Genomic DNA, 22,997 nt, shown 5'->3' with positions numbered 1-22,997 from the left:
CCCGCGCCCGGCGAAGACGGGGGTCCAGTCGACCTCGGCGCCGTACGCGTGGGCCTGGGCCACGGCGGAAACCAGCTGGCGCCACCCGCCCTCGCCCCGGCGCAGCGTGCCGACGACAGGCACGACGTCCTGGACGACCGGCAGCAGCACCGGATGCGGGCTGACCTCGACCACGAGATCCGCGGCGGCGGCCGTGAGCGCCTGCTCGAACAGCACGGTGCTGCGCAGGTTCCGGTACCAGTAGGCGGCGTCCCACGCGGCCGTGTCCATCGGCTCGCCGGTCACCGACGAGATCACCGGAATCGTGGACGACTGGGGGCGGATGGGATCCAGATCGGTCAGCAGCCGGTCCTGGATCCGCTCGACCAGCTCGGAGTGCGACGCGTAGTCGACCGCGATCCGCCGGGCCTGGATCCCCTGCTCATCGCAGTGCGCTTGCAGCAGGTCGAGGGCGTGGGCGTCGCCGGAGACCACGGTGGCCGCCGGACCGTTGACGACGGCCAGCGACAGCCCGGGCCGGTCGGCGATCAGCTGTTCCGCCGCCGCGGCCGGCACGGAGAGCGCCATCATGCCGCCGCCGGTCAGCTGCTCCCCGATCGCCCGGCTGCGCAGGGCCACCACGCGTGCGCCGTCGGAGAGGGACAGCGCGCCGGCGACACAAGCGGCCGCGATCTCGCCCTGCGAGTGGCCGATCACCGCGGCCGGTTCGACCCCGAACGAGCGCCAGACCGCCGCCAGCGACACCATCACGGCCCAGAGCGCCGGCTGGACGATGTCGACCCGCTGCAGGGCTGCCTCGTCGCCGAGTACGTCCGGCAGCGACCAGTCGACGAAGGGATCCAGCGCCTCAGCACAGGCATCCATCGACGCGGCGAACACCGGCGAGGCACCGAGCAGCTCCCGGGCCATGCCGACCCACTGCGCGCCCTGCCCGGGAAAGACGAACACGACCTTGCCGCCCGGCCGCGCCGCCCGCGGGACGACCTCACCGGCGACCGTGGCGCGCAGTCCGGCCAGCAGCTCGTCGCGGCCGGCGCCCACCACCGCGGCCCGGTGGCCGAGGGCGGCGCGCGAGGTGAGCAGCGACCAGGCCACATCCACCGGGCGCAGCGCGAGATCCTGCTCGACGTGGGCCAGGAGCCGGGTGGCCTGGGCGCGGACGGCCTCGTCGGAGGTGCCCGAGAGCACCCACGGCACCACGCCCTCGTCGTCCGGGGCCGGCGGCGCGGTGATCGCGGCCGGGCTCTCCGGGGCTTCGAGGATGACGTGGGCGTTGGTGCCGCTGACGCCGAAGGACGAGACGCCGGCCCGGCGCGGGCGGCCGCTGTCGGGCCACGGAATCGCCTCGGTCAGCAGCCGGACGTCGCCCTGCTCCCAGTCGACCTGCGACGTCGGCTCCTCGACGTGCAACGTCTTGGGCAGGACCCCGTGGCGCAACGCCTGAACCATCTTGATGACGCCACCGACGCCGGCCGCGGCCTGGGTGTGCCCGATGTTGGACTTGAGGGATCCCAGCCACAGCGGATGGTCACGATCCTGGCCGTAGGTGGCGAGCAACGCCTGCGCCTCGATCGGGTCGCCGAGCCGGGTGCCGGTGCCGTGGGCTTCGACCGCGTCCACGTCGGCCGGAGACAAACCCGCCGCGGCGAGGGCCTGGCGGATGACGCGCTGCTGGGAGGGGCCGTTCGGGGCGGTCAGGCCGTTGGAGGCGCCATCCTGGTTGACCGCGCTGGACCGCATGATCGCCAGCACGTCGTGGCCGTTGCGGCGGGCGTCGGAGAGGCGTTCGAGGACGACCATGCCGACGCCCTCGGACCAGCCCGTGCCGTCGGCGGTGTCGGAGAACGACTTGCACCGGCCGTCCGCCGACAGCCCGTTCTGCGCCGTGAACTCGAGGAACATCTCGGGCGTGGCCATGACGCTGACCCCGCCGGCCAGGGCGAGCGAGCACTCCCCCGCCCGCAACGCCTGCGCGGCGAGGTGCATGGCCACCAGCGACGAGGAGCAGGCGGTGTCCACGCTGACCGCGGGGCCTTCGAGCCCGAGCGCATAGGCGACCCGGCCCGAGATCACACTGCCGGCGCCGCCGGTCAGCAGGTGTCCCTGCAGCTGCTCGCGGGACACCAGGTCGCCGTACCCGGATCCGTAGGCGCCCGCGAACACGCCCGTGGGGCTGCCCGCGAGCGTGCCGGGGTCGATGCCGGCTTGTTCGAGGGCTTCCCACGACACTTCGAGCAGCAGCCGCTGCTGCGGGTCGGTGGCCAGGGCCTCGCGCGGGGAGATCCGGAAGAACGCGGCGTCGAACCCGTCGGCGCCGTCGACGAAGCCGCCGCGGTCGGTGGCGGAGACGCTTCGCAGCCGGTCGAGGTCCCAGCCGCGGTCGGCGGGGAACGGACCGATCGCGTCGGTCTCGTCGGCGACCAGGCGCCACAGCGCGTCCGGGCCGGACACTCCGCCCGGGAACCGGCAGGCCATGCCGACCAGCACGATCGGATCCCCGGTGACGTCGGCCGGTGCGGGCGGCGGGGCGAGCTCGGATCCCCCGGCGAGATGGTCGGCCAGCCGCGCGACCGTCGGATAGTCGAACACCGCGCTGGAGGGCAGCTCGACGCCGGTCCGGGACTGCAGCAGGTTGCGCAGCTCGACCCCGCTCAGCGAGTCGAAACCCAGCTCGCGGAAGGTGCGGTGGGTGTCGAGGGGCGTGTCGGGACGGTGTCCCAGCACGACAGCCGCGGCCTCCCGCACCAGGTCCCGCAGGGATTGCCCCTCGGCGACCGGCGCGGACACGGACGAGGGCGCGGGCGCGGACAAGGAGGAAGGCGCGGGCACAGACGAGGACGGGGGCACGGGCACGGGAGGGGCCGCGGGCGCCGGACGGGATCCGGGTACGACGCCGGGCCAGTAGCGTTCCCGCTGGAAGGCATAGGTGGGCAGGGCGACCCGCCGCGGATCCGCACCGGCGAAGGCGGGATCCCAGTCGACGGCGACGCCGTGCGTCCAGAGGTGTCCGACGGCGGTGAGCACGGCGGTCCGGTCGTCGTGCTTGCGCCGCAGCATCGGCACGCTGTCCGGCACGAGCCCGGACAGCACCCCGTCGGGTCCCAGCTCGACCAGCGTGGACACACCCTGCTCGGCCAGCCACCGCACCCCATCGGCAAACCGCACCGTCCCGCGCACCTGCCGGACCCAATAGTCAGCCGATTGCATGGCATCGTCGGGCGCACCGGTCAGATTCGACACGATCGGGATCCGCGGCGCGCGGAACTCCACCGTCGCCAGCACCGCGGCGAAGTCCTCAAGCATCGGGTCCATCAACGCCGAGTGGAACGCGTGCGAAACCCGCAGCCGCGTCACCTTCCCCGTCGCCGAGGCAATCAGCGCGTCCACCGCTTCCTGCGGGCCGGACACCACGACCGAGCCGGCCGTGTTGACCGCCGCGACCGAGACGCCCTCGGGCACGTCGCCTTCCGGCATCTCGATCGTCGCCATCGCGCCGCCGGCCGGCAACGCCTGCATCAGGCGCGCCCGGGCCGCCACCACCCGGCAGGCATCGGCCAGCGACCACATACCGGAGACATAAGCGGCGGTCAGCTCGCCGATCGAATGACCCAGCAGGAAGGAAGGCGTCACGCCGTAGGACCGCAGCACCTCGAACAGCGCCGCCTCCACCACGAACAACGCCGGCTGCGCCCACCCCGTCTGATTGATCAGCTCCGGGTCGTCGCCCCACATCACGTCCAGCAGCGGCAGACCCAGCTCGGCGACGATCGCATCCACCGCCGACGCGAAGACCTCCGACGACTCGTACAGCTCACGGGCCATGCCGATCCGCTGCGCGCCCTGCCCGGTGAAGAGCGCCCCCACCCGGCCGTCCGCCCGGGCAACCCCGGGAACGACGAACCGCAACGCCTCCCGGTCGCCCACCACCACCGCCCGGTGGTCGAAGGCGGCCCGCGTATGCACCAGCGACCAGCCGGCATCCACCGGGCGCAGGCCCGGATCCGCCTCGAGCCGCGCGAGCAGCCGTGCCGCCTGCCCGCGCACGGCCTCGTCCGACGTGCCCGACAGCACCAACGGCACGACGCCCGGCCCGGCGTCACCCGGAGCGACGCCGGCCGAAGCAGGCTCGGGCGCGGCCGAAGCAGGCACGGGCGCGGACGACAGCACCACGTGACAGTTGGATCCGCCGATGCCGAACGAGGACACCCCGGCCAGCAGCGGCTCCGCCGGCTCCGGCCACGGCGACGACGACGTGGCCACCCGCAGCCGCCACTCGTCGAAGGCGATGTCCGGGTTCGGCGACGCGAAGTTCAGACTGGCCGCCACCGCCCGGTGCCGGATCATCAGCACCGTCTTGAGCAGACCCGCGATGCCGGCCGCACCCTCCAGGTGACCGATGTTCGTCTTCACCGAGCCCACGACGAGCGGCCGCGAGGCAGGCCGCCCACGCCCCAGGACAGCGCCGAGCGCCTCGGCCTCGATCGGATCGCCCACCCGGGTGCCGGTGCCGTGCAGCTCGACGTACTGTACCTGCGCCGGGTCCGCGCCGGCCCGCTCGTACGCCGCCCGCAGCACCGCCTCCTGAGCCGCCGCACTCGGCACGGACAGCCCACGCTCGGACCCGCCGGTGTTCGTGGCCGTGCCCCGGATGACCGCGTAGATGTCGTCGCCGTCGGCCTCCGCGCGGTCCAGCGTCTTGAGCACGACGAAGCCGCCGCCCTCCCCGCGCACGTACCCGTCGGCGCGGGCGTCGAAGGTGAAGCACTGCCCGTCGGCGGACAGCGTGCCGAGCTTCGCCGCCATGAGCGCCGGCTCTTCGAGCAGGTTGAGCTGCACGCCGCCGGCCAGCGCGGCGGTGGCCCGGCCGCTCAGCAGGGCCTCGCAGGCCAGGTGGACGGCGACCAGCGAGGACGACTGCCCGGTGTCGACGGCCATGCTCTCGCCGTGCACGCCCAGGAAGTGCGAGATGCGGTTGGCGATCAGGGCGCGCTGGGTGCCGGCCTGGGTGTACCGGTCGAGGTCGTCGCCGGCCCCGGCGAGCCGCAGCTTGGCGTAGTCGTCGGCCATCACGCCGACGTAGACGGGCACCGGCTCGCCGTGCAGGGTGCCGGGGACGATGCCGGCGTCCTCCAGGGCCTCCCAGCTCAGCTCGAGGGCGAGCCGCTGCTGCGGGTCCATCTCGACGGCCTCGCGCGGGGCGATGCCGAAGAAGCCGGGGTCGAAGGCGTCGACCCGGTCCAGGAAGCCGCCGCGGTGCACGCGCGGGTCCGCGGCGCCGGGCCAGCGGCCGGCTCCTGCGCCGGTCACGGCCGACGACGCGGACCGCAGCAGCTCCCACAGAGCGTCCGGGTCCTGGGCCTGGGGCAGGCGGCACGAGAGACCGACCACTGCGACGAGACGGTCGGCGCGCGCAGCACCCATCGAACACCTCCGGTCGGGGGAATGCCCCCTGACGAGCGCTCGGGCAGGGGTGGCGGAGATCCCAAGCTAACCCGCTCCGGAGCGCGGCGAATTCCCCGAACCTGGTAGTCCGTAAGCGTTTCCGGGCCGACAACCACCAGTGCTGGTGGTACCCGGGCCGGGTCCCGGCTGGAACGATCGACGCGGGTTCGACCCGTCCTCGACCTTGGGAGCTGACCACCTTGGGTGACCACATTGACCGGGATCTGGTGGTGGAGACGTCGTCCGGATCGGTGCGCGGTTTCCTCGACCGCGGTACGCCCAACTGGCGCGGGATCCCCTACGGCCGGGTCGAGCAGCGCTTCCGCCCGCCGGTGCCCGCCACCGCCGGCGAGCCGATCGACGGCCGGCACTGGGGGCCGATCTGCTGGCAGCTGCCGATCGTGGCCGGCAAGAGCCCGTCGTCGGTCTTCCCGGAGGTCGCCGAGAGCGAGGACTGCCTCAATCTGAACGTGTGGTCGCCCGGGCCGGACCCGGAGGCCCGCCGCCCGGTGCTGGTGTGGCTGCACTTCGGCAGCCGCGCGTACGGGGCCGGCAGCACCCCGATGATCGACGTGTGGCACTTCGCCGCCCGGCACAACGCCGTGGTCGTGACGCCGAACTACCGGCTCGGGGCGTGGGGCTGGCTGTATCTGGGCGCGCTGGACCCGGCGTTCGAGGACAGCGCGAACCTGGCGCTGCTCGACCAGATCCTGATGCTGCGGTGGGTGAAGGAGAACATCGGGGCGTTCGGCGGCGACCCCGACAACGTGACCGTCTTCGGCATGTCCTCCGGCGGCTCCGACCTGGGCGCGCTGCTCGGGGCCCCGGCCGCCGAGGGCCTGTTCCGCCAGGCCGCCCTCTACAGCGGCGCGCAGGCCCCGATGGCCGAGAAGGACGCCGCGGAGTTCGCCGAGGAGTTCCTGGCCGCCGCGGGCCCGCTGGCCTCGACGCCGGCCGAGCTGGCCGCGCTGCCCAACGTGGGCCTGCGCACGGTGCACCGGCGACTGCTGAAGCAGAGCGTCTCGCGCGCCGGTGGCCCCATCATCGTCCGGTACGGGCCCTTCGTCGACGGCCGGATCCTGCCCCGGGCGCCCCTCGAAGCCCTGGCCGGCGGGCTCATGTCCGGCGTCTCGCTGCTCGTGTCCAACGTGGCCGAGGAGGCCGGCGTGTGGGACGCGTGGGGCGCGGTCGATCACGCGTACAAACGGGTGTTCGCCGACAGCGACCAGTCGGTGCCGCACGAGGAGAAGGTGCGGCAGCTGTCGGAGTACCGCTGGGTCGGCCCGGCCCGGCGCCTGATCACCGCCCACCACGAGGGCGGCGGGACCGGCTGGCGGCAGAAGTTCGACTACGCGCCGACGACCAACTGGCAGACCGCCCTGTCCTATCCCGCCGTGGCGAAACGGCCGGTGCACGGCGCCGACGTGGCCTCGCTGTTCCTCGATCCCGAGGGCGAGACCGGCACCGAGGACGACCGGGCGGTCGCCGCGCTCGACCAGGCCGCCCTGCTCGCGCTGGCCCGAGACGGCCGTGCCCCGTGGCAGCCCTGGTCGCCGGAAAATGCGGAGCCGCACCGGATCGCCGCGCCGGGGCACTGAGGGGCTCACCGTGTCGGACACTCCGCTCCCCCTGGCCGGTCTCACCGTCATCGACGCGTCCACGCTCTTCGCGGGACCGCTGGCGGCACGGCTGCTCGGCGACTACGGCGCCGAGGTCATCAAGGTCGAGGCGCCGGCCGGCGACCCCGTGCGCGGGTTCGGCCACGCCCAGGACGGCGTCCCGTTGCTGTGGAAGGTGCTGGGCCGCAACAAGAAGAGCGTCGTGCTCGACCTGCGCGAGCCCGCCGGGGCGGAGCGGTTCCTGCGGCTGGTGTCCCGGGCCGACGCGCTGATCGAGAACTTCCGGCCCGGCACCCTGGAACGCTGGGGGCTGGGCCCGGACGTGCTCGCCGCGGCCAACCCGCGGCTGGTGCTGGCCCGGGTGACCGCGTTCGGCCAGGACGGCCCGTACGCGCGCCGGCCCGGCTTCGGCACGCTGGCCGAGGCGATGAGCGGGCTGGCGGCGATGTCCGGTGAGCCCGGCGGCCCGCCCCTGCTGCCGTCGTTCCCCCTGGGTGACGCCGTGGCCGGGCTGCACGCCGCGTTGGCCGTGCTCATCGGGCTGCGCGCCCGCGACACGATCGGCACCGGGCAGGTGGCGGACGTGGCGATCACCGAGACCCTGATCGGCGCGCTCGGGGCCCAGCTCACCGTGTACGAGCACCTCGGCGTCAAGCCCGAGCGGATCGGCAACCGTTCCCACAACAGCGCGCCCCGCGACGTCTACCGGTGCGCGGACGGCCGCTGGGTCGCGGTGTCGGCGTCGGCGCACTCGATCGCCGAGCGGATCGTGCGGCTGGTCGGGCGCCCGGAGCTGAGCGCCGAGCCGTGGTTCGCGACCGGCAGCGGCCGCGCCGCGCACCGCGAGCTGCTCGACGAGGCGGTCCGCCCGTGGATCGCCGCCCGCAAGCGGGACGAGGTCATTGCCGAGTTCGAGCGGGCCGAGGCGGCCGTCGCCCCGATCTACGAGGTCGACGACGTGCTCGCCGATCCCCAGTTCGCCGCGCGCGGGCTGACCGTGGCCGTGCCCGACGCCGAGCTCGGCACCGTCCGCATGCCGGGCCTGCCGTTCCGGCTGTCGGCCACGCCGGGCCGCATCGGCTGGGCCGGGCCGCCCGTCGGCGCGCACACCGAGGAAGTGACAGGAGAGGGCGAAGCATGAATGCCGACCCGGACCGGCGGCAGATCTTCCGCAGCTGCCTCTACGTGCCCGGCCACCACCCGGACCGGATAACGCGCGCCTACGACACGGGAACCGACGCGGTGATCCTCGACCTCGAGGACGCGGTCCCGCCGCCGGAGAAACCCCGGGCGCGGGAGATCGTCGCCGAGGCGGTCACTTCCGCGGCCGTCAAGCCCACGTACGTACGCGTGAATCCGGTGTCCTCGGGTCTGTGGGAGGACGACATCCGGGCCGTCGCCGGGGCGGGCCTCGCGGGGCTGCGCGTGGCGAAGGTGTCCTCGCCCGAGGAGGTGCGCCTGGTCGCCGGGCTGCTCGACGATCTCGGCCATCCGGGGCGCATCCACGTGCTGATCGAGTCGGCCGAGGCCCTGGAGCGCGCGTACGAGCTGGCCACCGCGTCCGAGCGGGTGACCATGATCGGCCTGGGCGAGTCCGACCTGCGCGCGGACCTCAACACCACCAACGAGGGCCCGACCATGGACAGCGCCCGGGCCCGGGTGATCGTCGCCGCGCGCGCCGCCGGCCTGCCCAACCCCATCCAGAGCGTGTACGCCGAACCGCGTGACCTGCGCGGCCTGCGCGTCACCAGCCGCCACGGCCGCCGGCTCGGGTTCCTCGGCCGGATGGCGATCCACCCGGCCCAGATCCCGATCATCCACGAGGTCTACACGCCCACGACCGACGAGATCGACGACGCGCTGGAGGTGTTCGCGGCGGCCGACCTGGCGGCCACGGAGAGCCGGTCGATCGTGATCACCGCCCGCGGCAAGATGGTCGGCCCGCCCGCCCTCGCCCGCGCCCGCCAGGTGCTGGAGCTGGCGACCGCGCTGGACCTGGTCGCCGAGTCCGTGCCCGCGACACCCCGACCGACGGAGGTTCGGAATGACTGACCCCTGGGCTGTGCTGGACCCGGCGATCCGCCCCGCCGACCCCGAGGCCTATCTGCGGACCGCGCTGCGGTGGCACTTCGGGCCGGACACCGGGTCGCGCTTCTGGCTGCGGCGGGCCGAGTCGCTGGACTTCGATCCGCTCACCGACGTGCGCACCTACGACGACCTGACGTTGTTCCCCAACGTCGTCGACGAGCTGCGTGACATCCCGGTGGAGGACCTGATCCCGCAGGGCTACGGCCCGCGGCCGCCGGCCCCGAAGGTCTTCGAGACCGGCGGCACGACCGGCGCCCCCAAGCGGGTCATCCTCATGCCCGACTGGTTCGACAGCTCGATCGACCGGATGCTCGCCGGGCCGGTCTTCGCGGGCCGCGAGCCGGGCAACATCCTCATCGCCACGCCGACCGGGCCGCACAAGATCGGCGGCCAGTACGACGACGTCGTGCGCCGGCAGAACACGATCAAGTTCACCATCGACGTCGACCCCCGCTGGGTCAAGAAGCTCATCGCCCGCGGCGAGAACGACCAGGTCAAGGCGTACGTGGAACACGTGCTGGACCAGATCGAGCACGTCCTGACCACCCAGCACGTCGGCCTGCTGGTGATCACGCCGCCGCTGCTGCGCGCCTGCTCGGGGCGCCCGCTGCTGGCCGAGCTCATCAACGCCAAGGTGAGCGTGGTGTTCTGGGGCGGCGCGCACATGACCGCCGACGAGCGCTACGAGCTGCAGCACGTGCACTTCCCGGACGTACGGATGGTGAGCCGTTACAACAGCGCCATGATCCTCGAGGGCGCCGCCGAGCGCTCCGGGACGGGCACCGGCGATCACGTGATCTACGACCCGTACACGCCGGTGGTGACCTTCCGCGTCGTCGACCCGCGGACCCGGGAGACGGTCGACTACGGGCGCCGCGGTCAGGTCGTCATGAACCACGTGAGCAAGGGCTTCTTCGCGCCCAACAACCTCGAGCGGGATTCCGCCGTACGCGTGCCGGGGCCCGACGGGCAGTTCGGCGACTCGGTGGCCGACCCCAAGCCGGTCGAGACCTTCGGCGGCGAGCGGGTGATCGAGGGCATCTACTGACGCGCCTGCCCGGCGGACCGTCAATCCAGGGAAAGGAACCAAGTGATGGCTGACCAACCGTGGCTGCACCAGCTCGACCGGACCGAGGCGGCCGAGATCGACGACGCGCTGGCCGTACTGCTCAAGAGCGGCAAGTCGAACTTCGCCGCGAGCCCGGCCGACTTCCCGCTGCCGGCCCTCGGGCCCCGGCTGCGGGCCGTCGTCGACTCCATCGAGAACGAGCCCGGCTTCGCGCTGGTCCGGGGCGTGCCGGTCGACGACAAGAGCGAGGACGAGGTGCGCCGGCTCTACTGGGGCCTCGGCATGTACATCGGCGTCCCGATGATCCAGAACAACAACGACGCGAGCATGGTCGACATCCGCGACGAGCGGCGGGCCGGCAAGCTGCGCGTGCACACGTCCAACCAGCACATCGGCTTCCACATCGACTCGACCGACGTCGTCACGCTGCTCTGCCGGCGCGCCGCGTCGCAGGGCGGCACCAGCCTGGTGGTCAGCGCGGAGGCCGTACGCCAGCAGATGTCCTGGGAATGCCCCGACCTGCTGAGCGCGCTCTACGAGCCGCTGCCCTTCGCCGACGTCGCGTCCCCGGACGACGAGCACCCGGACGTCTTCCTCAGCCCGGTCTTCGGGCGGCACGAGGGGCGCACCACGACCCGCTTCTACATCCGCCGGGTCCTGCGCAGCCAGGACAACCCGGACGCGCCGCGGCTCACCGAGCGGCAGATCCAGGCCATCGAGAAGGTCGAGGAGATCGCCGCCCGGCCCGAGTTGGTCACCACCATGCAGTTCGAGCCCGGCGACCTGCAGATGATCAACAACCACCTGGTGCTGCACGGCCGCACGGCCTTCGCCAGCGAGGAGCCCGAGGTGGGCCGGCACCTGCTGCGGATGTGGTTCTCCGTGCCGTCGAGCCGCGCGCTGCCGCCGGGCTACGAGGCGGCGTGGGGCACCCGCGAGGGCGGGACCCTGCGCGGCGCCGGGACGCGCTGGCAACTGCGGGGCGAGTTCGGCGAGTTCCAGCGGCGGCAGGCCGGCGAGCTCGGCGTGGCGATCCCCGCCTGAGCCGCGGCGTCCATCGTGGACGTACGCAAATGGTAGGTTGGGCGGCATTGCCACCATCTGGTCGGCATTGCCGCCCCTTTGTCTCACGCCCCGGCAGGGAGAAGTCATGGCACTGCTCGGAAAGTTGCTCAAGAACCGGCGCGCGGGTGAGGCGGGTCTCGCCTGGCACGCCCCGCACCTGGCGGGCCCGGAGACCCTGACCGTGACCAGCCCCGACTTCGGGCACGAGGAGACCCTGCCGGTCGTGCACGCCGGGCGCAAGCTCGGCGGCGAGGACGCGTCGCCCGCGCTGGCCTGGACCGCGGCCCCCGAGGGCACGGCCCAGCTGCTGCTGGTGGTCGAGGACCCCGACGCGCCCACCCCCAAGCCGTTCAACCACGGCGTGTTCCTCCTCGAGCCCGGGCTGACCAGCCTCGATCGCGGCGCACTCGACGGCGAGCGCCCGGCGACCGGCGTGCGGCCGCTGCAGTCCGGCAAGGGCCGTGGCTATCTCGGGCCGGCCCCGATCAAGAGCCACGGCCCCCACCGGTACGCGTTCCAGCTGTTCGCCCTCGGCGAGCCGCTCGCCGCGGACGTCGAAGCGGCCAAGCCCGCCGCCGTCGTCGCGGCGGCCGGCCCGGTGCTCGCCCGGGGACGCATCGACGGCTTCTACGACAACCCGTGACAAACCACGATCGGAACTACCAGGTCTGGGGATGCCCGGGACGGTGGTGCGGGCCCTAGCGTCTGGGTCGCAGTGGGGCCGGCGGCGTCCGTCCATCATGTACGATCGGCCGCCGCCCACGGACCGCGTGGCGAGAAGGAGCCCCACCGATGACCGAACAAGTCAGTGCCGACGCGCCCAGCCACGAGGCGCCACCACCCGCCGTCGGCGCCGGCGCCGCCACGCCCCCGATCGCCTGGCGGCCGGTGCTCATCACCGCCGCCGCGGTCGCCGTGCTCATGACCGCGGTCAGCGGGCGCATCGGGGCTTACAGCAACGAGCTCTACTTCATCGGCGCCGGCGGCCACCCCGCCTGGGGCTACGTGGACCAGCCGCCGCTCGCCCCGGTGCTGGCCCACGGCCTCTGGTCGATCGCGCACTCGCTGGTGCTGCTGCGGCTGCCGGCCACGCTGTGCATGGTGGCCATGATCGTGCTGAGCGCCCTCACCGCCCGGGAGCTGGGCGGGGAGCGGCGGGCCCAGACGACCGCCGCCCTGACCACGGCCACCTCGATCCTGCTGCTGTCGCTGAGCGCCACGCTGGCGACCACGGCCATCGACTCGGCCCTGTGGGCGACGGTGCTGTGGCTGGTCGCCCGCTGGAACCGCCTGCGCCAGGACCGGCTGCTGCTGATCGCCGCCCTGGTCACCGCGGTGGCCCTGGAGAACAAGTACCTCGTCGTGTCGCTCTGGGCCGTCATGATCATCGCGGTGCTGATCGCCGGCCCGCGGGAGATGCTGCGCCGCCCGCTGCTGTGGATCGGCGGCGCCGTGGCCGTCCTGAGCGCCGTCCCCGGTCTGCTCTGGCAGGCTAGTCACGACTGGCCGCAGATCGAGATGTCCCGGGTGATCGCCGAGGAGGCCGCCCAGGACGCCGGCGGGCGGCTCGGCTTCCTGCCGCTCGTGCTCTTCTACGCCGGCATCCCGGTCGGCGTGGCCCTGGCGATCCGCGGCGTCATCCGGCTGTGGCGCAACCCGTCGCACCGGTTCCTGGGCATCACCGCCGCCGGCGTCGTGCTGGCGTTCCTGATCGCGGGCGGGCGGCACACGTACACCGGGGGTCTGCTGCCCCTGCTCTTCGCCGCGGGCTCGATCGGCCTCACCGGGCGCGTGTGGCGGGTCGTCGCCGGTGCTCCGGGGCTGATCCTCGCGGCCCTGATCGCCGTGCCGCTGTCGCTGTCGGTGCTCCCGGTCTCGACCGGCGCCCAGGTCAACATCCTGACCCGGGGCAGCACCGGCTGGCCGCAGCTCGTCGACACGGTCGCCCAGGCCTACAAGTCGGCCGGCCCCGGCCCGGTGGCGCTGGTCACGGACACCTATCGGCAGGCGGGCGCCCTGGACGCGTACGGGGAGGACAAGGGGCTGCCGAAGGCCTACAGCCCGGACCGCGGCTACTCCGCCTTCGGCCCGCCCGCCGCCGGCGTGACCACGGTGGTGTGGGTCGGCGACGAGCCGCCCGCCGAGTTCCGCGCCGCGTTCACCGAGGCCAAGGAGGTGGCCCGCTACACCGGCAACCCGGACGGCTACCTCGGCATCAACGCCGACGTCCCGGTGTGGCTGTGCACCGGCTTCCAGGGCGACTGGGCGCAGCTGTGGTCGCGGATCGAGCACTACGACTCGCGTGACCGGGTCGCCGCCTGATCTCTTGTGTACGGGGCGCGGCCTGATGTGGCCGCGCCCCGTCGTGATTTCCCGGCGCCACGGCCCCCGCCCGCGGGCCGTCACCGGCGCCGTGCTCGAAGCCGCAGCTGCCGTCGTCGCGGCCGGCAGCGGCGTCAGGGGACGCGGGCGACCCCGGCGTACATGGAGACCTCGGCGGCCGGTGGGTGGCCGGGCTCGCCGTGCCAGTCGGCGAGCGGGACGACGCCCGGGTCGAGCAGGTCGAGGCCGTCGAAGAAGCGCTCGACCTCGGCCCGGGAGCGCAGGCGGCCCGCGCCGTGGCGGCCCGAGGTGATCTCGTCGACCGCGGCCGGGGGCAGCCAGTCGGCCGTGGCGTGGGAGATGACGACGTGGCTGCCCGGCGGGAGGGCCGCCGTCAGCCGGCGGACGATCGCGTACGGGTCGTCCTCGTCGGGCAGGAAGTGCAGGATGGCCAGCAGCAGAAGGGCGACGGGCTGCCCCGGGGTCAGCAGGTCCGCCGCCTCGGCCAGGATGCGGTCCGGATCGCGCAGGTCCGCGTCGACATAGGCGGTGGGGCCGCCGGTGAGCAGGGCCCGGGCGTGGACCAGGACCAGCGGGTCGTTGTCCACGTAGACCACCCTGGTGTCCGGGGCGATCGCCCGGGCGACCTCGTGCGTGTTGCCCGCGGTGGGCAGCCCGGTGCCGATGTCGAGGAACTGCCGCACGCCGACATCGCGGGCCAGGTGGACGACGGCGCGGCGCAGAAAAGCGCGGTTCTCCACCACGGCCGTACGGATGCCGGGGAACCGGGCGGCGATCGCGTCGCCGGACTCGCGGTCGGCGGCGAAGTTGTCCTTGCCCCCGAGCCAGTAGTCGTAGCGGCGGGCCGGGTGCGCGACCGAGGTGTCGATGGCCGGATCCATGCCGCGACCCTAGCCCGAAGTCGCCGCCGGGGCGATCCCGGCGAGGGCGAGATCGAGCAGGCGGCGCGAGCGCTCGGAGTCGCCGCCGACCGCCAGGGAGATGCCGCTCACGAGCACGATCAGGTCCTCGGCGGACACCGAGGGGCGTACGCGTCCGACCGCTTTGGCCTGGGAGACCAGCAACTCGCCGGCGGCGGCCGTCTTCGCGCCGCACGTGTCGTCCTCGGCCAGGTGCTCGCCGTGGGCCAGCAGCGCGGCGGCGAGACCGCGCGAGGTGGTCACATAGGTGTTGACCTCGTGCAGCCACACCACCAGCGAGTCGCCGGGCGGGCCGGTCTCGGCGAGCTCGCGGGCGCGGTCGAGCAGCCCGGCGATCCGGTCGCGGAAGACGGCCTCGAGCAGCGCGAGCCGCCCCGGGAAGTGCCGGTGCAGCGTGGCGGAGCCGACCCCGGCGCGGCGGGCGACCTCCTCCAGCGACACCTCGGCGCCGTCACGGGACACGAGGTCGTCGGCGACGGACACGATCCGGTCGTAGTTGCGCTGGGCGTCGGCTCGCATGGGATCCCTTGCTTAAGTGGGGCTCTCCCCCATATCGTAGCGCCGACGAAGCGGGGTGCCACCCCGCTTAAGGAGGAGTCATGACCACCCTCGTGATCGGCGCCACCGGCAACCAGGGCGGCGCCACCGCCCGGGCCCTGCTCGCGGCGGACCGGCCGGTGCGCGCCCTGGTCCGCGACCCCGGCGCCCCGAAGGCCAGGGAGCTGGCCGCCCACGGCGCCGAGCTGGTGACCGGCGATCTGGACGACCGCGCCTCGGTGGAGTCCGCCGTCGCGGGCGTGACCAGCGTGTTCTCGGTCGCGGTGCTCAGCCTGGCCGACGCCGGGACCAGCGCCGAACGCGACCGCGGCCTGCGCCTGGTCGACGTGGCGCGGGCCGCCGGGCTCGAGCAGTTCGTGCACACCTCGGTGTCGGGCGCCGGCGCCTTCCACCGGTCGGTGCCGGGCTACGGGACCGGACGCTGGAACGACCACTACTGGGACAGCAAGGCGGCGATCGACGAGGCCGTCCGGGACGCCGGCTTCGCGCACTGGACGGTGCTGCGACCGGCGACCTTCATGGAGAACCTGCTCGGCTGGTCCCCCATGTTCGGCGACTGGGCCGCCGACGGCGTCTTCGTCACCAGCTACGCCGCGGACACGGCGCTGTCGTGGATCGCCGTCGACGACATCGGCGCGGTGGCGGCGGCCGCGATCATCGAGCCCGGACGGCTCGACGGGCAGGAACTCGAACTGGCCGCGGAGCTGCTGACGATGACGCAGCTGGCCGCCACGCTCACCGATGTGCTCGGCCGGCCGGTCACCGCCCCGGTCCTGAGCACCGAGGAGGCGCTGGCGCGCGGGATGGCTCCGTACATGGTGCAGGCGATGGACCACCTCGACGCCGCCGGCCAGCCGGCCCGGCCGGAGCACGCCGCCGCCCTGGGGTTCGCCCTGACCGGCCTGCGGACCTGGGCCACGCGCACGCTCCGCCCGGGTCCTCACCAGCCCAGGTCGGCGCGCACCAGCGAGTAGACGCATAGGTCGACCCGGCCGGCGTGGGTGTGCCCGGCGCTGCGCGCGACCCCCTCGAAGGTGAAGCCGGCCTTCTCGGCCACCCGCTGGGCGGCGATGTTGCCGGTCGCCGCCGTCAGCTCGACCCGGTGGATCAGCTCGTGGCCGAGCGCCCACGCGGCCAGCACCTCCGTGGCCTCGGTGGCATAGCCGAGGCCACGGCAGTCCGGCGCCATCCAGCAGCCGATCTCGGTCGTGCCCCGCGGCCACGACGTCTTCTTCAGGTGCACGCAGCCGGCCAGCAGGTCGGTCGGCGGATCGGCCAGGGCCAGCTGGAGGCCGTCCCCGGCCGCGCGCCGCGCCTCGGCCTCCTCGTTGCACCACCACCCGGCCAGCGCCTCGGTGAACGGCCGCGGCATCGGCAGCCACCGCTGCGTCTCGGCGTCCGAGCACGCGAACCGCACCCGGGCGGCGTCGGCCGGCGCGAACGGCCGCAACCGCAGCCGCGGCGTCGTCAGGACCGTGCGGGGGAAGACGACCACGGTCGCGCCGATCTCAGTTCTGCAGGTCCTTGAGGTCGAGCACCTCGTTCGCGGGCGGGGTCTCCATCCCGGCGAACTTCTCCCCGAAGTCGCTGAAGTCGATGGCGCCCTCGCTCGCCTTGTCGCTCTCGATGCGCAGCGGGTACGGCTCCCCGGTGGTCGCCACGTACATGGTGCCGCCGTCGGAGCCGCTGGTCACCAGCCCGATCGCCGGCGTGCCCGCCACGTCCTTGGCATCGCCCTTGCTGACCTTGCCGTCCGGCTCGAGCAGCTCCTCGACGTTGGCCGGGGCGAACAGGCTCCCCAGGTCCTTCTCGTCCTTGGGCACGATCACCCACCGGTCGCCGATGAGCTTGGCCAGCGCCTTGCCCTGCTTGGCGTCGCCCGCCGTCATCGTCCAGAACGCCTCGTCCGGCCGGATGTACTGCTTGCCGCCGACCGCCAGCAGCTCCACCGTCGCCTTGTCGAACGACATCTCGCCGGCCAGATTCTTGCCGTCGACCTTGAAGTCCATCTTCATCGGCTGCTTGTCCTGCACGACCGTGCCCTTGAGCCGGTACGAGCCGGCCTCCCGCAGCGCCGCCTTGGCCTTCGTCAGAATCGCGTCCGGCTCGAGCTCGGCCACCCCGTTGCTCGCGGGTGCCGCCGAGGTCGTGGCCGAGGGCGCCGGCGCGGCCGCGCTGCCGCCCGAGTCGCCCCCGTCCCCGGTGCTGTTGCCGCAGCCCGCGAGCACCGCGCCGGCCAGCGCCAGCCCGGCCACGCCGCCCTTGATCGATCGCATCCCCATGAGAGTGTCCCTTTCCGCCCGCCCGTGGATCCCCGGCCGGCCACAGCGGCCCGGGGAGCGCTCACCATAGCGGGCGGCCGCATCCCCGTACCTCCCCCTATCGAGCCACTGTCGTGTAGTCGACGAGGTCAGGGAGTCTTGATGGCGGCGAGCTGAACGAGAAGCAGAATGAGGCGGTAGGCCTCGGGCATGTCGGCGGCGGTGAAGGCGACCGTGCGGCCGCCGGACGATCAGGACTCGCCCGCGCGCAGCTTGACGAGGAACAGCGGCGTGGCGAGCAGGATCATGCCGGCGGCGGCGATGGCGGTGCGCAGGCCGGCCACGTCCGCGAGCCGGCCCCACAGCAGGGTCAGGGCGGCGATGGCGGCGCTGCTGGAGACCGACCACGCGGTCAGCGTGCGGGCGATCCGGTCCGGGGCGATGCGCTCGAGGCGCTCGGTGGCGAAGACCGGGTTGAAGACGCCCATGCAGGTGACCAGGGCGAACTGGACGGCGAGGACCAGGACCAGCCCGCCGGCGCCCGGACCGGGGAAGGCCAGCCCGAGCGACCAGCACGCGCGGAGGACCCCGGCCGTCCGCAGCACCCGCCCGCGGCCGAACCGGGCGACCAGCCGCGGCGCCAGCCGGGAGCCGAGCAGGCCGCCGAGGCAGGGCGCGCCGAAGGCCAGGCCGTACTGCCACGGCGCGAAGCCGAGCCGGCCGAGCAGCAGGACGGCGAGCAGCGGGGAGGTCGCCATGATCAGGCCGTTGACCGCGACCGTGTTGGCGAAGAGCAGCCGCAGGTCACGGTGCCGCAGGATGTATCGCCAACCCTCCCCCAGGGATCCGGCGGGGTGCCGCTGAACCACCTCCTCCGCAGATCGGACAGCCCGCAGGCCCAGCGCCGACAGCAGATAGCTCACCGCGTCGGCCGCCACGGTCACCACCGGCCCGAGCAGCCCGATCGCGGCCGTGCCCAGCGGCGGTCCGGCCAGCGTCGCCGCCCAGGTGGTGGCCTCGAGCCGTCCGCTCGCGGCGAGCAGGGCGTCCCGGGGCACCAGGCTCCGCAGGAAGGCCCCGCTCGCCGCCTTGAACGCGATGTCGGCGGCGGCGGTGACGATCGACACGGCCACGAGGTGGGGCAGGGTCAACCACCCCAAGGTGTACGCGGCGGGCACGCTGGCCAGGGCGGCGCACCGGACCAGGTCCGCCGTCACCATGACCGGCCGCTTTTGGCGGGCCTCGATCGACGGGCCGAGCAGCACCGCGACGAGCACCCCGGCGGCCGGCCCGGTGGCGGCCAGCAACGCCACCTCGCTCGGCCCGGCCCGCAGGACCAGCACGGCGATCAGGGCGAACGCGCCGAAGCCGAGCCACGTGCCGAAGGTACTCACCGCGTACGCGGCCCACAGCCACCGGAACCGTCTGTCCACGCCGAGCATGCAAGCAGCCGGAGGCCCGGGAGATCAAACAACCGGCGCACAACCCGCGGTTGTACAACTGTCCCATGGATCTCGACGCCGTACGCACCTTCGTCGCCGCCGTGGACGCCGGCCGCTTCCAGGACGCCGCGGACGAGCTGGCGATCACCCAGCAGGCCGTGTCCAAGCGGGTCGCCGCGCTCGAGCGGGCGCTGGGCGTGCGGCTGTTCACCCGTACGCCGCGGGGCGCCGAGCTGACCATCGACGGCCAGGCGTTCCTGCCGCACGCCCGCGAGCTGCTGGCCGTCGGCGAGCGCGCCTCCGCCTCCGTGCATCCGGGCCGCCGCCCGTTGCGGGTCGACGTGATCGCCTCACGGCTGGCGACCTCGGGGATGCTGCGCGCCTTCCACCGTACGCACCCCGAGGTCGGCCTGACGGTGGTGACGCTCCTCGATGTCGGGGCGGCCGTGGCGGCCCTGCGCGGCGGCACGATCGACGCGTCGTTCCGGGCCGTGGACATGCCGGGCCATCCGCTGCCCGCCGAGATCGACTCCGTCCGCGTGCTCGACGAGCCGTTGCAGCTGCTCACCGGCCCGGCGCACGCGCTCGCGGCCGCACGATCGGTCACCCTGAGCGCGCTCGCCGGGCACCGCATCTGGATGCCGGGCCTCACTCCCGGCACCGAGTGGGCCGCCTTCTATGCCGCCCTGCAGGCCGAGCATGGACTCACGATCGAGGCGACGGGACCCAACTTCGGCTCGGACGCGCTGCTCGACACCGTGGCCGACACCCCGGCCCTGGCGACCTTCCTGGGCGAGCACACCCGCCTGGTGTGGCCCGCGGGGCACGACCTGCGCCGCATCCCGATCGTGGATCCCACGCCGGTCTATCCGCATTCACTGATCTGGCACCGGGACAACAAACACCCGGCCCTGGATACGCTGCGCCGCCACCTCACCGCGGGCCCGTGATCATGGCAGCGGAATGCCCACCTGCATGTCGGCGAAGGCGGCGGCCGCCGGCCCGGAGGTGAAGAGCCGTTCGAGCCGGGCCAGGGCCAGCTTGCGGCGGAAGGGGCCCGCCGCCGTGTCGTCGCCCGCGTCGTGGACCATCTCGCTGAACCACTTGGAGAAGTCCTGGTAGTTCCACGTGCGGCGCAGGCAGGTCGACGAGTACGCCGCGAGCGGGCTCTCGTCCCCGTCGCACAGCGCCGCCCGCAGCGCCTTGGCCAGCACGTACGCGTCGGCCAGGGCGAGGTTCATGCCCTTGGCGCCCATCGGCGTGATGATGTGCGCGGCGTCGCCGGCCAGGTGCAGGCGCCCGTAGGTCATGGGCTCGGCGACGTAGCTGCGCATCTCGACCAGCTCGCGCTCGGTGATGGCGCCGGCCGGCAGCGACCGGTCGCCCAGGCGCAGGCGCAGCTGCTGCCAGATGTGCTCGTCGGACCACTGCCGCGGGTGGTCGGTGCCGAGGTGATATTGCAGGTAGAAGCGGCTGTTGTGCGGGCCGCGGGCGTACTGGGCGGCGTAGCCGTGGCGGCTGATGGCGAAGAGCGGGTACTTGGGGGCGGGCGACGCGGCCATCAGGGTCAGCCAGCCGATGCCGTGGTCGTGGGTGTACTCGGTGAGGAACCCGTCGGGCACGCTGCGCCGGGACACGCCGTGGAAGCCGTCGCAGCCGGCCACATAGGCGCAGGTGATCTCGTGGGTGACACCGTCCGCGTCGCGATAGGTGACGCGCGGCCGGTCGCTCGCGAGGTCGTGCGGGGTGACGTCGGCGGCGGCGAAGCGCAGGTCACCGCCCTCCTGCTCGGACACGGCGAGCAGGCGCCGCACGAGCAGCTGCTGGGGCACCATCCGGCCCGGGCGCCCGCCCGCCACGGCCGGGGTGTCGAAGAGGCGGCTCACGCCGTCGAGGCGGTACTCGGCCTTGCTCTCGACGGGCGCGTCGGCGAGGACCTGGTCGGCGAGGCCGTACTCGGTGAAGATCTGCGCGCCGGGATGGTCGAGGATCCCGGCCCGCCGGCGCTGCTCCAGATGGGCGCGCTCGCGGATCTCCAGGACCACGGATCGGACCCCCTCGCGGCGCAGGAGCGCGGCCAGGGTCAGCCCGGCGGGTCCCGCGCCGATGATCACCACCTGTGTTGCTTCGCGTACGGGCTCGGCCACGCGCCCACCGTACTGTATGGACGGTGGGCGCGCAGTGCCGTCAGCTCGCGCGTTTCGTGAGGCCGTGCGGGTCGAGGACGTACTTGCGGGCGGCGCCCTGGTCGAAGTCGCGGTATCCCTGCGGGGCCTGGTCGAGCGGGATCGCGGTGGCGTTGACGTTCTTCGCGATGCTCACCCGGTCGTGCAGGATCGCCATCATGAGGTTGCGGTTGTACTTCATGACCGGGCACTGACCGGTGACGAAGGAGTGCGACTTGGCCCAGCCGAGTCCCAGCCGCAGCGACAGGGATCCCACCTTGGCCGCCTCGTCCACGCCGCCCGGGTCGCCGGTCACATAGAGGCCGGGGACGCCGATGGCCCCGCCCGCGCGCGTGAGGTCCATCAGCGAGTTGAGCACGGTCGCCGGCATCTCGGTCCTCGCGTCGGCGCCGTGCCCGCGCGCCTCGAAGCCGACCGCGTCGACGGCCGAGTCGACCAGCGGCTGGCCGATCGCGGGGGCGGACCGGCCGAGGATCTGCTGCACCTGCTCGCTCGGGCTGCCCTTGGACACGTCCACGGTCTCGCATCCGAAGCTGCGCGCCTGGGCCAGCCGCTCCTCGTTGAGGTCGCCGACGATGACCACCGCCGCGCCGAGCAGCCACGCCGAGGTGGCCGCCGCGAGCCCGACCGGCCCGGCGCCGGCGATGTACACGGTGGATCCCGTCGTCACGCCCGCGGACACACAACCGTGGTACCCGGTCGGGAAGATGTCGGTCAGCATCGCCAGGTCGAGGATCTTCTCGAGCGCCTGGTCGCGGTCGGGGAAGCGGAGCAGGTTCCAGTCGGCGTACGGCACCATGACGTAGTCGGCCTGTCCGCCGACCCAGCCGCCCATGTCCACGTACCCGTAGGCGGAGCCCGGTCGGTCGGGGTTGACGTTGAGGCAGACGCCGGTCTTGCCCTCCTTGCAGTTGCGGCACCGGCCGCACGCGATGTTGAACGGCACCGAGCAGATGTCGCCCACCTTGACGTACTCGACGTCGGAGCCGACGTCGATGACCTCGCCGGTGATCTCGTGCCCGAGGACCAGGCCCTCCGGCGCGGTGGTGCGCCCGCGGACCATGTGCTGGTCGCTGCCGCAGATGTTGGTGGCGACCGTGCGCAGGATCGCGCCGTGCGGGGTGCGCCGCCCGATGTTGGCCTTGTTGACGCCGGGGCCGTCCTTCATCTCGTACGCCGGATAGTCGATCTCGCGCACCTCGACGCGGCCCGGGCCCTCGTACACGACTGCTCTGTTGGCTGGCATCGTTGCCTCCCTCAATCGTTACGCCCATGTTTCTCGGCGTGAACGACGAAGAGAACCGTCGATGTTGGCAAGAGCCGCGAACAGTCGCAAATGCGCTCCGGTCAGGGCACTCAAGCCGCCGGGCCGCGGCGGCGGCTCAGCCAGAAGTAGCCGGCTCCGGCAACGAGCAGCAGAGCGACAATCCCGATCCCCACAAGTACGCCTACCGGGGCCCCGTCGTCGTCCGACTCCTCGGCCAGCGGCACCGTGGCCGGCGCGGTCGGCCCGGCCGATGCCACCGCCGACACCGCCGGAGCCGCGGACGAGGGCGTCAGCGGGAGCGACGAGGGAACCGGCGCGGCCGTGGCGGCGGGATCGGCCACGGTGAACGAGTAGGACCCCTGCACGGTGTGCCCGTCCACCGACACCACCCGGTACGCGACCGTGTACGTCCCGTTGGCCAGCGGCTCGGCCGGGGTCAGCGTGCCCTCGCGCCCGTCGACCTCGGGGCCGTCCGTGCCGACCTTCCGCTTCGCCTCGTCGCTCAGCACGATCGTGGTGAAGTCGGGGTTGAGGCGCTCGCTGAACTTGAGCGTGATCTCGGCCGGCGCCTTCTTGACCGTGGCGTCCTCCCCGGGAGTCGAGGAGGTGAGCTGGGCGTGGGCCCAGGCGGGGGCGCCGGGCAGCACGAGGGCGGCGCAGGCGGCCAGGATCAGCGGCAGGAGACTGAGGCGGCGTCGATTTCTCACGTGGGCTGGTCGCTCGCCGCCCCGGAAAAG

At 73.4% G+C, this 22,997-nt stretch carries 18 protein-coding genes; 9 read left to right on the top strand and 9 right to left on the bottom strand.

Going from position 1 to position 22,997, the window contains the following annotated elements:
* Positions 1-5,421, bottom strand: a 5,421-nt coding sequence (locus RAN62_RS40300) for a type I polyketide synthase (protein ID WP_305790172.1), incomplete at its 3' end; no start/stop codon positions are given.
* A gap of 221 nt (positions 5,422-5,642) precedes the next feature.
* Between RAN62_RS40300 and RAN62_RS40295 the strand changes: the two genes are divergently transcribed.
* The 7 genes from RAN62_RS40295 (at position 5,643) to RAN62_RS40265 (ending at position 13,605) form a co-directional block, all read left to right on the top strand.
* A complete protein-coding gene (locus RAN62_RS40295; RefSeq protein ID WP_305790171.1) occupies positions 5,643-7,040 on the top strand; it encodes a carboxylesterase family protein in 1,398 nt (465 codons plus the stop codon).
* 10 nt (positions 7,041-7,050) lie between these two features.
* Entirely contained in the window at positions 7,051-8,202 is a 1,152-nt protein-coding gene (locus RAN62_RS40290; protein ID WP_305790170.1) for a CaiB/BaiF CoA transferase family protein, read from the top strand.
* Complete coding sequence (locus RAN62_RS40285; protein WP_305790169.1) at positions 8,199-9,113, top strand: HpcH/HpaI aldolase/citrate lyase family protein; 915 nt, start codon at positions 8,199-8,201, stop codon at positions 9,111-9,113. The genes RAN62_RS40290 and RAN62_RS40285 overlap by 4 nt, the downstream gene beginning before the upstream one ends.
* On the top strand, positions 9,106-10,197 hold the full coding sequence (locus RAN62_RS40280; RefSeq protein ID WP_305790168.1) for a hypothetical protein: 1,092 nt from the start codon (positions 9,106-9,108) through the stop codon (positions 10,195-10,197). The genes RAN62_RS40285 and RAN62_RS40280 overlap by 8 nt, the downstream gene beginning before the upstream one ends.
* A 45-nt stretch (positions 10,198-10,242) precedes the next feature.
* Positions 10,243-11,262 (top strand): TauD/TfdA family dioxygenase, encoded by a 1,020-nt coding sequence (locus tag RAN62_RS40275; RefSeq protein WP_305790167.1) that lies wholly within the window; start codon positions 10,243-10,245, stop codon positions 11,260-11,262.
* Between the two features lie 106 nt (positions 11,263-11,368).
* Positions 11,369-11,926, top strand: a complete 558-nt coding sequence (locus RAN62_RS40270; protein WP_305790166.1) for a YbhB/YbcL family Raf kinase inhibitor-like protein — start codon at positions 11,369-11,371, stop codon at positions 11,924-11,926.
* A gap of 149 nt (positions 11,927-12,075) precedes the next feature.
* On the top strand, positions 12,076-13,605 hold the full coding sequence (locus RAN62_RS40265) for a glycosyltransferase family 39 protein (RefSeq protein ID WP_305790165.1): 1,530 nt from the start codon (positions 12,076-12,078) through the stop codon (positions 13,603-13,605).
* A 134-nt stretch (positions 13,606-13,739) separates the two neighbouring features.
* Here the strand turns inward: RAN62_RS40265 and RAN62_RS40260 are convergent, their stop codons facing one another.
* Complete coding sequence (locus tag RAN62_RS40260) at positions 13,740-14,507, bottom strand: SAM-dependent methyltransferase (RefSeq protein ID WP_305790164.1); 768 nt, start codon at positions 14,505-14,507, stop codon at positions 13,740-13,742.
* 9 nt (positions 14,508-14,516) lie between these two features.
* The gene (locus RAN62_RS40255) at positions 14,517-15,065 is read right to left on the bottom strand and encodes a TetR/AcrR family transcriptional regulator (RefSeq protein ID WP_305790163.1); all 549 of its coding nucleotides are present in this window, start codon (positions 15,063-15,065) and stop codon (positions 14,517-14,519) included.
* Positions 15,066-15,145: 80 nt separating this feature from the next.
* On the opposite strand from RAN62_RS40255, the gene RAN62_RS40250 reads away from it, so the two are divergent.
* The gene (locus RAN62_RS40250) at positions 15,146-16,078 is read left to right on the top strand and encodes an NmrA/HSCARG family protein (protein WP_305790162.1); all 933 of its coding nucleotides are present in this window, start codon (positions 15,146-15,148) and stop codon (positions 16,076-16,078) included.
* On the opposite strand, the gene RAN62_RS40245 is transcribed toward RAN62_RS40250, so the two are convergent.
* From RAN62_RS40245 to RAN62_RS40235, 3 genes are all read right to left on the bottom strand, one after another.
* Positions 16,045-16,599 carry a GNAT family N-acetyltransferase gene (locus RAN62_RS40245; protein ID WP_305790161.1) on the bottom strand — a complete coding sequence of 185 codons (555 nt, stop codon included), beginning with the start codon at positions 16,597-16,599 and terminating at the stop codon, positions 16,045-16,047. The two genes, RAN62_RS40250 and RAN62_RS40245, sit on opposite strands and share 34 nt — an antisense overlap.
* Before the next feature lie 13 nt (positions 16,600-16,612).
* Positions 16,613-17,386: a hypothetical protein gene (locus RAN62_RS40240; protein WP_305790160.1), complete on the bottom strand. Its 774-nt coding sequence runs from the start codon at positions 17,384-17,386 to the stop codon at positions 16,613-16,615.
* A gap of 230 nt (positions 17,387-17,616) precedes the next feature.
* Entirely contained in the window at positions 17,617-18,807 is a 1,191-nt protein-coding gene (locus RAN62_RS40235) for an MFS transporter (protein ID WP_438874608.1), read from the bottom strand.
* Positions 18,808-18,872: 65 nt separating this feature from the next.
* Here RAN62_RS40235 and RAN62_RS40230 point away from each other — a divergent pair, with 65 nt between their 5' ends.
* Positions 18,873-19,757 carry a LysR family transcriptional regulator gene (locus tag RAN62_RS40230; protein ID WP_305790158.1) on the top strand — a complete coding sequence of 295 codons (885 nt, stop codon included), beginning with the start codon at positions 18,873-18,875 and terminating at the stop codon, positions 19,755-19,757.
* Here RAN62_RS40230 and RAN62_RS40225 read toward each other — a convergent pair whose 3' ends face one another.
* The 3 genes from RAN62_RS40225 to copC all read right to left on the bottom strand — a co-directional run bounded on the left by RAN62_RS40225 (position 19,758) and on the right by copC (position 22,967).
* On the bottom strand, positions 19,758-20,954 hold the full coding sequence (locus RAN62_RS40225) for a 4-hydroxybenzoate 3-monooxygenase (protein WP_305790157.1): 1,197 nt from the start codon (positions 20,952-20,954) through the stop codon (positions 19,758-19,760).
* Positions 20,955-20,994: 40 nt separating this feature from the next.
* Positions 20,995-22,239 carry a formaldehyde dehydrogenase, glutathione-independent gene (fdhA, locus tag RAN62_RS40220; RefSeq protein ID WP_305790156.1) on the bottom strand — a complete coding sequence of 415 codons (1,245 nt, stop codon included), beginning with the start codon at positions 22,237-22,239 and terminating at the stop codon, positions 20,995-20,997.
* Positions 22,240-22,349: 110 nt separating this feature from the next.
* Positions 22,350-22,967, bottom strand: a complete 618-nt coding sequence (copC, locus tag RAN62_RS40215) for a copper homeostasis periplasmic binding protein CopC (protein ID WP_305790155.1) — start codon at positions 22,965-22,967, stop codon at positions 22,350-22,352.
* Positions 22,968-22,997: the final 30 nt, after the last annotated feature.

Origin of the sequence: Symbioplanes lichenis, from assembly GCF_030709675.1 — a bacterium.
GTDB classification, from domain to species: domain Bacteria; phylum Actinomycetota; class Actinomycetes; order Mycobacteriales; family Micromonosporaceae; genus Actinoplanes; species Actinoplanes lichenis.
The sequence above is the reverse complement of the archived record's forward strand: the minus strand, read 5'-3'. Positions and strand labels throughout refer to the sequence as shown.